Annotated in this window: 11 protein-coding genes and 1 tRNA gene; 7 read left to right on the forward strand and 5 right to left on the reverse strand. The window is 70.1% G+C overall.

The genetic code is table 11. The features are described 5' to 3' along the window. Window positions 1-106 precede the first annotated feature (106 nt). The 5 genes from D7D94_RS14025 to galE all read left to right on the forward strand — a co-directional run bounded on the left by D7D94_RS14025 (window position 107) and on the right by galE (window position 4900). Window positions 107-1183, forward strand: a complete 1077-nt coding sequence (locus D7D94_RS14025) for an aspartate-semialdehyde dehydrogenase (protein WP_156243201.1) — start codon at window positions 107-109, stop codon at window positions 1181-1183. A gap of 98 nt (window positions 1184-1281) precedes the next feature. Then, window positions 1282-2730, forward strand: a complete 1449-nt coding sequence (gene mqo, locus D7D94_RS14030) for a malate dehydrogenase (quinone) (protein ID WP_156243202.1) — start codon at window positions 1282-1284, stop codon at window positions 2728-2730. Beyond that, a complete protein-coding gene (locus D7D94_RS14035) occupies window positions 2727-3152 on the forward strand; it encodes an NUDIX hydrolase (protein WP_156243203.1) in 426 nt (141 codons plus the stop codon). Before mqo ends, D7D94_RS14035 begins: the two co-directional genes overlap by 4 nt. A gap of 24 nt (window positions 3153-3176) precedes the next feature. Beyond that, window positions 3177-3839: a thymidine kinase gene (locus D7D94_RS14040; protein WP_156243204.1), complete on the forward strand. Its 663-nt coding sequence runs from the start codon at window positions 3177-3179 to the stop codon at window positions 3837-3839. A gap of 41 nt (window positions 3840-3880) precedes the next feature. After that, window positions 3881-4900: a UDP-glucose 4-epimerase GalE gene (galE, locus tag D7D94_RS14045; protein ID WP_156243205.1), complete on the forward strand. Its 1020-nt coding sequence runs from the start codon at window positions 3881-3883 to the stop codon at window positions 4898-4900. Window positions 4901-4965: 65 nt separating this feature from the next. On the opposite strand, the gene D7D94_RS14050 is transcribed toward galE, so the two are convergent. The 4 genes from D7D94_RS14050 to D7D94_RS14065 form a co-directional block, all read right to left on the reverse strand. After that, window positions 4966-5730 (reverse strand): HAD-IIB family hydrolase, encoded by a 765-nt coding sequence (locus D7D94_RS14050; protein WP_156243206.1) that lies wholly within the window; start codon window positions 5728-5730, stop codon window positions 4966-4968. Window positions 5731-5850: 120 nt separating this feature from the next. Further along, a tRNA-Pro gene (locus D7D94_RS14055) sits at window positions 5851-5927 on the reverse strand. 69 nt (window positions 5928-5996) lie between these two features. Next, window positions 5997-6917 carry a metallophosphoesterase gene (locus tag D7D94_RS14060; RefSeq protein WP_156243207.1) on the reverse strand — a complete coding sequence of 307 codons (921 nt, stop codon included), beginning with the start codon at window positions 6915-6917 and terminating at the stop codon, window positions 5997-5999. Continuing rightward, window positions 6917-9541 (reverse strand): transglycosylase domain-containing protein, encoded by a 2625-nt coding sequence (locus D7D94_RS14065; protein ID WP_156243208.1) that lies wholly within the window; start codon window positions 9539-9541, stop codon window positions 6917-6919. Before D7D94_RS14065 ends, D7D94_RS14060 begins: the two co-directional genes overlap by 1 nt. Window positions 9542-9637: 96 nt before the next feature. On the opposite strand from D7D94_RS14065, the gene sp36 reads away from it, so the two are divergent. Both sp36 and D7D94_RS14075 read left to right on the forward strand, forming a co-directional pair. After that, window positions 9638-9862 carry a Sp36 family protein gene (sp36, locus tag D7D94_RS14070; protein ID WP_156243209.1) on the forward strand — a complete coding sequence of 75 codons (225 nt, stop codon included), beginning with the start codon at window positions 9638-9640 and terminating at the stop codon, window positions 9860-9862. Beyond that, window positions 9859-10317: a RidA family protein gene (locus D7D94_RS14075; protein WP_156243210.1), complete on the forward strand. Its 459-nt coding sequence runs from the start codon at window positions 9859-9861 to the stop codon at window positions 10315-10317. Before sp36 ends, D7D94_RS14075 begins: the two co-directional genes overlap by 4 nt. A gap of 81 nt (window positions 10318-10398) precedes the next feature. Here the strand turns inward: D7D94_RS14075 and acs are convergent, their stop codons facing one another. Continuing rightward, the gene (acs, locus tag D7D94_RS14080; RefSeq protein WP_156243211.1) at window positions 10399-12366 is read right to left on the reverse strand and encodes an acetate--CoA ligase; all 1968 of its coding nucleotides are present in this window, start codon (window positions 12364-12366) and stop codon (window positions 10399-10401) included. Window positions 12367-12557: the final 191 nt, after the last annotated feature.

Here is a 12557-nt window from a genome sequence, read left to right on the forward strand (position 1 = left end):
GTCTCCGCTGCGCACGGAGTGAGACATCGCATGACGGGCGGAGTCGGCAGGCGCCCGCAGCGCGGATTAGACTCGAGCAACCCGTCGCGCTTCCCCGAGGAACCTCATGACCCGCATCTCTGATTCAGGACTCTCCGTCGCCGTCGTCGGCGCCACCGGCCAGGTCGGCGCTGTGATGCGCGAGATTCTCGCGGAGCGCCGGTTCCCGATCCGCGAGCTGCGGCTGTTCGCGTCCGCGCGCTCGGCCGGGAAGACCATCGCGTTCGGCGGCGCCGACGTCATCGTGGAGGACGTCGAGACCGACGACCTCTCCGGCATCGACATCGCCCTGTTCTCCGCGGGCGGCTCCGCCTCCAAGCAGCACGCACCGCGCTTCGCCGCGGCCGGCGCGATCGTCATCGACAACTCCAGCGCCTGGCGCATGGACCCCGAGGTGCCGCTGGTCGTCAGCGAGGTCAACCCGCACGCCATCGACGACGCCCCCAAGGGCATCATCGCCAACCCGAACTGCACGACCATGGCCGCCATGCCCGTGCTGAAGCCGCTCGACGCGGAGGCCGGCCTCGAGCGCCTCATCGTCTCGACGTACCAGGCGGTCTCGGGCTCCGGCCTCGCCGGTGCGCAGGAGCTGCTCGGTCAGGTCGAGGGCGTGCTCGCGCAGGGCGACACCCTCCGCCTCGTGCGCGACGGCTCCGCCGTGAACTTCCCGGAGCCGGACACCTACGTCGCGCCCATCGCCTTCGACGTGCTGCCGTTCGCCGGCAACCTCGTCGACGACGGCCTCAACGAGACCGACGAGGAGAAGAAGCTCCGCAACGAGAGCCGCAAGATCCTCGAGCTGCCCGACCTGCGGGTGGCGGGCACCTGCGTCCGCGTGCCGGTCTTCACGGGCCACTCGCTCAGCATCAACGTCGAGTTCGCGCGCGAGCTCAGCCCCGAGCGCGCGCGCGAGGTGCTGGCGGATGCCCCGGGCGTGGTCCTCGAGGACGTCCCGACTCCGCTGCATGCCGCCGGCAAGGACCCGAGCTTCGTCGGACGCATCCGCGCCGACCAGTCCGCTCCCGAGGGCCGCGGGCTCGTGCTGTTCATCTCGAACGACAACCTCCGCAAGGGCGCCGCACTGAATGCGGTGCAGATCGCCGAGATCGTCGCGACGAAGCTCGGCGCGGTCGCCGCGCGCTGACGGGGCGCCGCCGGGCGGTTCGCCGTACGGTGAACTTCCGGGGTTCTTTCGGCCCCGGATGGTCCGGGGTGCCGGAAAGACGGGAATAGGATTGACGGGTGAGTGAAACCGTCGATGTCGTGCTGATCGGCGGCGGGATCATGTCCGCCACGCTCGGCACCCTCCTCAAGGAACTGCAGCCCGACTGGAAGATCGTCGCCTTCGAGCGCGATGGGGAGGTCGCGCAGGAGAGCTCCAACGCGTGGAACAACGCGGGCACCGGGCACTCCGCCCTGTGCGAGCTCAACTACATGCCCGATGCGTCGGATCCCTCTAAGGCGATCGCCATCAACGAGCAGTTCCAGCAGAGCCGACAGCTCTGGTCCGCGCTTGTGGAGAAGGGCATCCTCGACGAGCCCTCGACGTTCATCAGCACCACCCCGCACATGACGTTCGTGCGGGGCGAGAAGGACGTGGCCTACCTCAAGGCCCGTTACGAGACCCTCCGCGCGCAGCCGCTCTTCGAGGGCATCGAGTTCTCCGACGACTCCCGCGTCATCCACCAGTGGGCGCCGCTGCTCATGGAGAAGCGGCCCAAGGCCGACGAGCCCTTCGCCGCCACGCGCGTGCCCGCAGGCACCGACGTCGACTTCGGCTCGCTGACCCGTCAGCTCTTCGATCACCTCCGCGACGGCGGAGCGGAGGTGCTCCTCAACCACGAGGTGAAGAACCTCAAGAAGCAGAAGGACGGCACCTGGGAGGTCAGCTACCGCAACCGCGTGGGCAGGACGCCGGGCAAGATCTCCGCGCGCTTCGTCTTCGTCGGGGCCGGCGGCTGGGCCATCAAGCTCCTGCAGAAGGCCGGGATCCGCGAGATCCGCGGCTACGGCGTCTTCCCGATCGGCGGCCAGTTCCTCAAGACGAGCAACCCCGCCCTCGTGAAGAAGCACCAGGCCAAGGTCTACTCGCAGGCGGCCGTCGGCGCACCGCCGATGTCGGTGCCGCACCTCGACACCCGCATGGTCGACGGCGAGGGCTCGCTGATGTTCGGTCCGTTCGCGACGTTCAGCCCGAAGTTCCTCAAGAAGGGCTCCTGGCTCGACATCGTCTCGCAGGTGCGCCCGCACAACCTCGGCTCGATGCTCAAGGTCGGTGCGACGAATCTCGACCTCGTCAAGTACCTCGTCAGCGAGCTGCTGAAGAGCCGCGCGAAGAAGATCGACAGCCTGCGCGAGTTCGTGCCCACCGCGAAGGGCGAGGACTGGGAGCTCATCCAGGCCGGCCAGCGTGCGCAGGTCATGAAGGGCGGCAAGCTGCAGTTCGGCACCGAGGTGGTCTCGGCGGCGGATGGCTCGATCGCCGGTCTCCTGGGAGCGTCGCCGGGAGCATCGACGGGCGCGACCATCATGCTCGACGTGCTGAAGGCGTGCTTCCCCGACCGGATGCCCGCGTGGGAGCCGCAGCTCAAGCAGCTGATCCCCACCTACGGCGAGACGCTCAACATCGACCCCGAGAAGGCGCGCTCGGTGACGGATCGCACCGCCGAGGCGCTCCGCATCGCCGCGTGACGGCGGCGCCGGAGGCGGCCTCCGGCCCGCTCATCACGGTGGCCGCGATCGCCTTCCTGCGTGCGGATGGCCGGGTGCTGACCGTCCGCAAGCGCGGCACGTCGGCGTTCATGCTGCCCGGCGGCAAGCCGGAGAATGGCGAGAGCGCCGTCGAGACGGCCATCCGCGAGGTGCATGAGGAGCTGGGCATCCGCGTGGCCGCGACGCAGCTGAACCTGCTCGGCGCATTCGCCTCGCGCGCCGCCAATGAGGCCGGGCACGCCCTGCTGGCCACCGTGTTCACCTCGCGCGCCGCAGTGGCCCCGGTGGTGCAGGCGGAGATCGACGAGGCGCGCTGGGTGCTGCCCGCGGCGGCCATCGACGACGCGACCGAGGCGCCCCTCAACCGCGAGCACGTGTTCCCGCTTCTCGCGGGCCGCTGAGCCGACGCGGACTACACTCTTCCGGTGGCCAAACTCTACTTCCGCTACGGCGCGATGAACTCGGGGAAGTCCACGGCGCTCCTCCAGGCCGCCTACAACTACGAGGAGCGGGGGCAGGCGGTGCTGCTCGCGAAGCCCGCCATCGACACCAAGGGCGCCGATCAGGTGGCGTCGCGCCTCGGCATGACCCGGCAGGTCGACTTCCTCATCGGCGCGGGCGACGACGCGGGGGAGCTCTTCGCCCGGCACCGCGAGAACGTGCGGCGCTCCGCCGCGGATGCGCTCATCCCGGGCGGCCGGGCGACGGACGTCGCCTGCCTCCTCATCGACGAGGCGCAGTTCCTCACGCCCGCGCAGGTCGACGAGGTGTTCCGCATCGCCGTGCTCGAGGACGTGCCCGTGATGGCCTACGGGATCCGCACCGACTTCCGCACGCAGGCGTTCCCCGGCTCCCGCCGCCTCCTCGAGATCGCGCACGCGCTCGAGGAGCTGAAGACGATCTGCCGGTGCGGCAGGAAGGCGCTCTTCAACGGCCGGCGGATCGCAGGGCGCTTCGTCTTCGACGGCGACCAGGTGGCGATCGACGCGGAGGGCGCCCCCGTGCGCGACGAGCACTTTGTGACCTATGAGTCGCTGTGCGGCGTCTGCTATCTCGAGGAGTCCGGGGGAGTGCTCACGCCCGGGTGAGCATGTTGACGTCAACATGACGTGCGGCCTACGCTGAGGGCATGCGAGTTCTCCTTGCCGGCGGAGCCGGATACATCGGTGCGCACACCGCGGTGGCGCTTCTCGAGGCCGGCCACGAGGTCGTGCTGCTCGACAACCTCGACAACACCAGCGACGTGGTGGCCGAGCGGCTGCAGCAGATCACGGGCACGCCGGTGACGCTGGTGGTCGGCGACGCGGCCGACGACGAGGTGGTGGAGGGCGCGTTCGCCGCGCACGGGCCCTTCGAGGCCATCATCCACTTCGCAGCCCACAAGGCCGTCGGGGAGTCGACGCAGAAGCCGCTGCAGTACTACGCGAACAACCTCGACTCCACGTTCGCGCTCCTGCGGGTGGGGCTCGCGCACGGCATCCGCTCGTTCGTGTTCTCCTCGACCGGGACGGTCTACTCCAACCCCGCCGACCTGCCGTTCGCCGAGAGCGCCACGCGCGACCTCGTCGAGCTGTCGAACCCGTACTCGAAGAGCAAGCTCATCAACGAGGTCATCCTCGCCGACGTGCAGCGGGTGAACCCCGAGCTCAACGTGACGCTGCTGCGCTACTTCAACCCGGTCGGAGCGCACGAGTCCGGCCTGATCGGCGAGGACCCGCAGGGCATCCCCAACAACCTCATGCCCTTCGTCGCGCGCGTCGCGGTGGGCTCGCTCCCGGAGATCAACGTCTTCGGCGACGACTACGACACCCCGGACGGCACGGGCCTGCGCGACTACATCCACGTCGTCGACCTCGCTGAGGGTCACGTCGCGGCGCTCGAGAAGGCCGAGCCCGGCCTGAAGAGCTACAACCTCGGCACCGGCCGCCCCGTCAGCGTGCTCGAGCTCATCGCATCGTTCGAGAAGGCCGTCGGGCGCGAGCTGCCGAAGGTCGTCGCGCCCCGCCGCCCTGGCGACCTCGCCGCGACCTACTGCGACCCCTCGCAGGCCGAGCGCGAGCTGGGCTGGAAGGCGCGGTTCGGCATCGACGACATGACGACGAGCGTGTGGGCGTGGCAGCAGAAGAACCCGCGCGGCTACGCCGGCTGACGGCCCCGCAGACAGCAGAACGGCTCCCGGAGATCCTCCGGGAGCCGTTCTGCTGTTCCGTCGCGTCAGGCGCGTGCGGGGAGGGTGGGGATGAGCTCCTCGAGCTTGGCTGCGGTGTCCTCCCAGCCGGTCACGGAGACGCAGGAGACGCCCATGGCGAGGACGGGGTAGTCGTTGCCGTCGGCGTCGAGGCGGTCGCCGTAGAAGAGCATGTCATCGAGGTCGATGCCGGTCTCCTCCGACAGCTGCCGCATGCCGTAGGCCTTGTCGATGCCCTTCCGGGTGATGTCGACGGAGGTGGAGCCGCCGGAGCGGACCTCGAGGTCGGGCACGCGGGCGGCGACGGCGTCGCGGAGGGCGGACTTCTTCTCGCTGGTCGGGTCCCACGCCTTCTTGATGTCGACGGGGGCTGCCTGGCCGAGGGCGGAGAAGGTGATCTGCGAGCCGCGGTCTTCGAGGATGGGCCCCCAGGTCTCGGACTCCCAGTAGCCCAGGCGCCTGGCCTCCTCCTCGACGGCGGCGAGGGCGCGGTGCTTCTCGTCGTCGGTCAGCTCGCGGGCGTACACGGGGGTGAAGTCGCCGCCCTCGTGCCGGAAGTACTGCGTGCCGCAGGTGGGCAGCAGGTGGATGTGCGCGACCGCGTCGGAGGCGGGCAGGCGGTCGACGACCTGGTTCCGGAACTGCTGGATCTGCCCGCCGGAGATCACGGCGACCTCGACGCGCTCGGCGAGGGCGATGAGCAGCTCCCCGATGCGCGGCTCGATGGGCGACTTCGAGGGGGCGAGGGTGTCGTCGAGATCGAAGGCGACGAGGCGGGGGATGGCAGGCATGACTCTCCGGATGGCGGAAGGGCGCGAACCGCACCAGCCTACGCGACGCGCATGGGCCATCCCGGGGAGCCGGCGGGAACGAGAAGAGGGACCCGCTCTCGCGGGTCCCTCTTCTCGTTCTGGTCGGGGTGACAGGATTTGAACCTGCGGCCTCGTCGTCCCGAACGACGCGCGCTACCAAGCTGCGCCACACCCCGTGGCAACCCGTCTACTCTACCCGATCCCGAGCCGTCCGCCGAATCGGCGTGTCCCCGGGAGCGCCGCGGTCACCGGCTGCGCGGCGCCAGCGTGAGGAGCGAGACCTCGGGCGGGCACGCGAAGCGCACGGGGGAGTAGATGGAGTGGCCGAGGCCGGCACTGACGTTGAGCGGCACGGTGCGGCCGTCGTGCGTCCATGTGGAGAGCCCGCGGGCCTGCCGGGTGGGGAGGTCGCAGTTCGACACGAGAGCGCCGTAGAACGGCACCCGCACCTGGCCGCCGTGCGTGTGGCCGGCGAGGATGACATCCGCTCCGACGTCGGCGAAGCGGTTCAGCACGCGCTGGTACGGCGCGTGGGTGACGCCGAGCGTGAGCGGCGCCTGCGGCAGGGCCGCCACGAGGCCGGGGAGGCCGTCGAGGTCGTCGAGCCGATGGTGCGCGTCGTTCACGCCGAACACGTTGACGGGCGTGCCGTGGATCTCGACGGTGCCGGCGGCGTTGTTCAAGCCGGTCCAGCCGAGCTCGTCGGCGAAGAACGTGTCGAGGGCGTCGGTGTCGAGCGGGGGTGCGGACTGGCGGCGCTTCGAGGGCCCGGTGATGTACCGCAGCGGATTGCGGGGAGACGGCTCGTACAGGTCGTTCGATCCGTGCACGAAGACGCCCGGCACGCCGCGGAAGGGCGCGAAGGCGCGGCGGATGCCGTCGAGGCCCTCGGGGTGCCCGAGGTTGTCGCCCGTGTTGACGACGAGGTCGGGACGCAGCGACGCGAGCCGCGCCATCCACTCCTGCTTGCCGCGCTGCCACGGCGCCATGTGGGCGTCGGAGACGTGCAGGATGCGGATCGGGTCCGCCCCCGGCTGCAGCACGCGCACCGTGTGGTGGCGGACCGTGTAGAGGTGCCGCTCGATGCCGATGCCCCAGACGGCGGCCGCGGCCCCGGCGCCCGCGAGGGCGCCGAGGGTCGCAAAACCGGCCCGTGCTGCCGGCATCAGTCGTCGTCCTTGCTCTTGTCGTCCTTCTTGTCGCCGCCCTTGTCGTCGCCGCACGACTTCGCCGCGTAGTTCACGCGGATGGTCGTGTCGGGCGACGCGACCGCGCCGGCTTCGGGGTCGGTCGAGGTGGCCTTGCCGTCGCCCGCATTCGGCTGCTTCTCGCAGCTGCCGCGCTCGACGTTGGAGAAGCCGGCGCCGGTGATCGCGGCGAACGCGGCCTTCATCGACATCCCCGACACGTCGGGCACGGCCGAGGCCTTGCCGTCGCTCGGGAAGATCGTGACGTTGGCGCCGCCGGCGGCCTGGCCCGCACCCGGGTCCTGACGCTGGATGGTGCCCTTCGGCTGGTCGCCCGAGACGGTGTCGCCGACGGTCACGCCGAAGCCCTTGCCGCGCAGGACATTGGTCGCCTCCTCGACGGACATGCCGGTGACGTCGGGCAGGTCCACGAGGATCCGGCGCGTGAGGTTCGAGTCGGGCGTCGGGAACGGTGCGCCGGGGTAGTGCTGGTTCGCAGCGGCCTGGATGGGGCGAGCCAGCTCGTAGCGCACGTCGTTGCCGAGGATCCCGTTGCTCCAGACGCGACGGAGGTCCGTCGTGCCCCGGGTGTTGCCCACCCACACCGCGGTGGTGGCGGCGGTCGAGGACTCGATCATCATGGTCGAGATGTTCTCGTGCGTGCCGGTCTTGCCGATGAGCTCGGTGCCGTCGCCCGGGTTCGCCCGCGAGCCGGTGCCGCCGCCGGCCATGACGGTCTTCAGCGCCGCGGCGGCGGTGGCCGCGATGTTCGGCTCGATGACGGGCTCGCAGCCCGTCTCGGGAACCTGCACCTCCTCGCCCTTCACATCGGTGATGTGATCGATGGCGTGGGGCGTGCAGCGCACGCCGTTGTTGGCGATGGTCGCGTAGGCCGACGCCATCGAGAGGGGGGCGATGGCCTTCGAGCCGAGCACATCGTAGAGAGCCGGCGTCTCGGTCACCGCGCCGCCGTTGCCGAGTCGGACGCCGAAGCGCTCCGCGACGCGGTTGATCTCGCACACGTCCAGCTGCTCGGCCATCGCGAGGAAGCCGGAGTTCAGCGAGTCGCGCGTGAAGTTGGAGATCGTGCCGGTGTAGCCGCCGCTGTTGCCGAAGTTGCCGATCTTCGTGCTGTTGGACTGCGGGGCGCCGTCGCACTTCCACTGGAAGACGCGGTTGTTCCCGTTCAGCACCTCGTTGATCGACCGGCCGTTCTCGAGCCAGTCGATCAGGGTGAAGAGCTTGTACGTGGAGCCGACCGCGAAGCCGTTGGACGAGCCGTGCGCGTAGTCGGCGGCGTAGACGAGCGAGGAGTACCCGGGCTGGGTCGTGACGACCTTCTCGTCCTCGGAGAAGTGGGTGTTCTGCGCCATCGCGAGGATCTTGCCCGTGCCGGGTTCGACGGTCACCGCCGCGGCGCCGAACTCGATGCCGTCGATATGCGAGGCGGCCGTGGCCTTCATCGCGTTCTCGGCGGGCATCTGGATGTTGAAGTCGAGCGTCGTGTAGACGTCGAGGCCGCCGCGACGCAGGGTCTCCCAGCGGTCCGCCTTCTCCTTGCCGAAGGCCGGGTCGTTGAGGATCGTCTCCTGCACGTACTTGCAGAAGTAGGCCGAGCCGCCGGCGGCCTCGCAGCCGGTCTCCCGCGGGTTGATCTTCGGCTCGATGGCCTCCGCGATCGCCTCGTCGTGCTGCTCCTGCGTGATCTTGCCGTCTTCGAGGAGCCGCCCGAGGACGTAGTCGCGGCGCTGCTTCGTCGAGGCGTAGCCGTCCTCGGCGCCGTTGTGGGCGACGCCCTCGCCATCCGTGTACGAGCCGTCCGGCAGATCGACGCGGTAGCGGTTCGGGTTCTGCACCATGCCGGCGAGTGTCGCGGCCTGGTTGAGCGTCAGCTTCGCGGCGGTGGTGCTGAAGTAGTACTGCGCTGCCGCCTCGATGCCGTAGGTCGAGCCGCCGAAGTTGGCGATATTGAGGTACCCGATGAGGATCTCGTCCTTCGAGTACTCCTGCTCGATGGAGATCGCGTACCGCATCTCCTGGAGCTTGCGCTCGTAGCCCTCCGCGCCATCCGCCTCGGTCGCCTCGTAGTAGCAGGCCTGCTGCTCCTCGGAGCCGAACGGGGCCTCCTGCTCGCACTTCTGGATGAGCACGTTCTTGACGTACTGCTGGCTGATCGACGAGCCGCCCTGCCCGTTCGACCCGCTCTGCAGGTTGCTGAGGAGCGCGCGCGTGGTGCCGATGAGGTCGACGCCGCCGTGCTCGTAGTAGCGCGGGTCCTCGCTGGAGAGGATCGCGTCGTACATCGTCTGCGTGACGTCCTCGTACTCGAGGGGGATGCGGTTCTGGTCGTAGAACGACGTGAGGGCGAAGTCCTTGCCGTCCAGACCCTTCGCGTAGATCGTGGTCGGCAGCATGGGCGTATCCACCTCGAGATACGCGGGAAGCTTGTCGAACATCGTGATCGCGCTGGACGCGGCAGAGCCGGCGACGGCGATCGCGGGGGTGACGGTGGCGGTGACGAGGACACCGGCGATGGCGCTCAGGCCGACGAGGCCGAGCATCCCGCCGAGCACACCGCTCGCAGTCTTTTTCACTCCGGGCATAGGCTGATCGTAGGGGAGTTCCCTGAGCATCCCGCCGTTCGCGGCGCTCTCGCGCCGCATTCCCAGTGCCGTCTCGGCCTCGACGACAGGAGTTCCATGACCACGTGGGAGTACCTCACCACGCCGCTTCTCATCCACAACACCGCGGCCATCCTCAACAACTGGGGCAAGCAGGGCTGGGAGCTCGTGCAGGTCGTCCAGGGCCCCGAGGGCGGTCTGGTCGCCTACCTCAAGCGCCCGCTCACCGAGGCGGGGCCGTCGAACACCGGCCTCGGCGCCGCCGCCGATGCCGCCCGCCAGTTCGAGGGCGGCGCGCAGTGACGGTCTCCGCGCGCCTGGCCGAGCTCGGCATCGAGCTGCCGGCCGTCGTCGCGCCGGTCGCGGCCTACATTCCGGCCAAGGTGCACGGCGACGTCGTGCAGACCTCGGGTCAGCTCCCGATGGTGGCCGGCGCCCTGCCGCAGACCGGAAAGGTCGGCGCGGGCGTCTCCGCGGAGGACGCGAAGGGCCTCGCCCGCACCTGCGCGCTGAACGCGCTCGCCGCCGCCGCCGACGCCGTGGGCGGCGTCGACCGGCTCACGGGTGTGCTGAAGGTCACCGGCTTCGTCGCCTCCGACCCGGCGTTCACCGGGCAGCCCGGTGTCATCAACGGCACGAGCGAGGTGCTCGGCGAGATCTTCGGCGAGGCCGGGCGCCACTCCCGCTCGGCGGTCGGCGTGCCCGTGCTGCCGCTCGACTCGCCCGTCGAGGTCGAGGTGGCCTTCCTCTTCGAGTGAGCCATGACGTGAACGGGCCGGGCATTCCGCAGAATGCCCGGCCCGTTTCGTCTCACGTCGCCCGCTCGACGTCCGAAGACGTCAGCGCACCTGCGCGGAGATGACGCTCATCACGGCGGTGTCGGCGAGGGTCTGCGTGTCGCCGACCTCGCGGCCCTCGGCGACGTCGCGCAGCAGGCGCCGCATGATCTTGCCGGAGCGGGTCTTCGGGAGCTCGCCCACGATGTAGACGTCGCGCGGGCGCGCGATCGGACCGATCTGCTCGCCGACCCATGCGCGCAGCTGGTTGGCGAGGCCATCCGGGCCGTGCTGCGTGAGGTAGCTCTCCTTGAGGATGACGAAGGCGACCACCGCCTGGCCCGTCGTCTCATCCGAGGCCCCGACGACGGCCGCCTCCGCCGTCGCCTCGTGCGCGACGAGCGACGATTCGATCTCCGCCGTCGAGAGACGGTGCCCGGAGACGTTCATGACGTCGTCGACGCGGCCCAGCAGCCAGACGTCGCCGTCCTCGTCCAGGCGCGCGCCATCCCCGGCGAAGTAGTAGCCGTGGCTCTCGAACTTCTCCCAGTACGTCTCGCGGTAGCGCTCGGGGTCGCCCCAGATGCCGCGCAGCATGCTCGGCCAGGGCTCCGTGACGACGAGCAGGCCGCCGTTGCCGTTGCCGACGTGCTCGGCCTTCTCGTCGACGACGTCGATGGAGATGCCGGGAAGCGGCACCTGCGCGCTGCCGGGCTTCGTCTCGGTGACGCCCGGCAGCGCCGACACCATGATCGCGCCGGTTTCCGTCTGCCACCACGTGTCGACGATGGGGGTCTTCCCGCCCCCGATGACATCGCGGTACCAGACCCAGGCCTCGGGGTTGATGGGCTCGCCGACCGACCCCAGCACGCGCAGGCTCGACAGATCGCGCTGCTGCGGGATGACGCGGCCCTGCTTCATGAATCCGCGGATGGCGGTGGGCGCGGTGTAGAGGATGGTCACGCCGTACTTCTCGACGATGTCCCACCAGCGGCCGGGCTTCGGGAACTCGGGCGTCCCCTCGTAGAGCACCTGGGTGGCGCCGTTGGCGAGCGGGCCGTACGTCACGTACGTGTGCCCGGTCACCCACCCGATGTCAGCGGTGCACCAGTAGACGTCGGTCTCGGGGTGGAGGTCGAACACGTTCCGGTGGGTGTAGGCGGCCTGCGTGAGGTAGCCGCCCGAGGTGTGGAGGATGCCCTTCGGCTTCCCGGTGGTGCCGGACGTGTAGAGGATGTAGAGCGGGTTCTCCGCGGGGAACGCCTGCGCGACGTGGTCGGCGGGGGCGGCGGAGACGGCCTCGTGCCACCAGAGGTCCCGGCCCTCGGTCCACTCCACGTCGTTCTCGCCGCGGCGCACGACGAGCACGTGCTCGACGGTGAGCTGCGCGCCGTCGCCGCGGTCGGCGAGCGCCTGGTCGACGGCCGGCTTGAGCGCCGAGACCTTGCCCTTGCGGTAGCCGCCGTCGGCGGTGATGACGAGCTTCGCGCCGGCGTCGTCGATGCGCGAGCGCAGGCTGTCGGCGCTGAAGCCGCCGAAGACGACGGAGTGGATGGCGCCGACGCGGGCGACGGCGAGCATCGAGGCGATCGCCTCGGGGATCATCGGCAGGTAGATCGCCACCCGGTCGCCGGCCTCGATGCCGAGGTCGGTGAGCACGTTCGCGAGGCGCTTGACCTCGTCGGTGAGCTCCGCGTAGGTGACGCGGCGGCTGTCGCCCGGCTCGCCCTCCCACAGCAGCGCCACCCGGTCGCCGTTCCCGGCCTCCACGTGCCGATCGAGGCAGTTGTAGGCGACGTTGAGCTCGCCGTCTGCGAACCACTTGGCGAACGGCGGCGTCGACCAGTCGAGCACCTGCGTGAACGGCTTCTCCCAGTGCAGCAGCTCTTGCGCCTGCTCGCCCCAGAACCCCTCCCGGTCTGCCTTCGCGCGCTCGTACAGGTCGGCGCCGGCCACCGCCTGCGCGGCGAACTCGGGGGATGGCGCGAAGCGCCGGCTCTCGGTGAACAGGTGGTCGATCTGGCTGGACATTCGATCGCTCCTTCGCGGACAGTCTCTCGGGCCGCGACGACGCGGCGACGGCGATCACGCCGTTCCCCCGAATGTACGTCGGGCGGCAGGTGGTCGGTACCGCCGAAAGTCGGGGGCTCGTCGTGTGCCCAGGCGGCGTGTCCCCGCGCGGTTCTCCACGGATGGCCGCAGCGGCCGTTCTCGAGACGCCG

It is taken from the genome of Microbacterium oryzae (assembly GCF_009735645.1).
Taxonomy (GTDB): Bacteria; Actinomycetota; Actinomycetes; order Actinomycetales; family Microbacteriaceae; genus Microbacterium; species Microbacterium oryzae.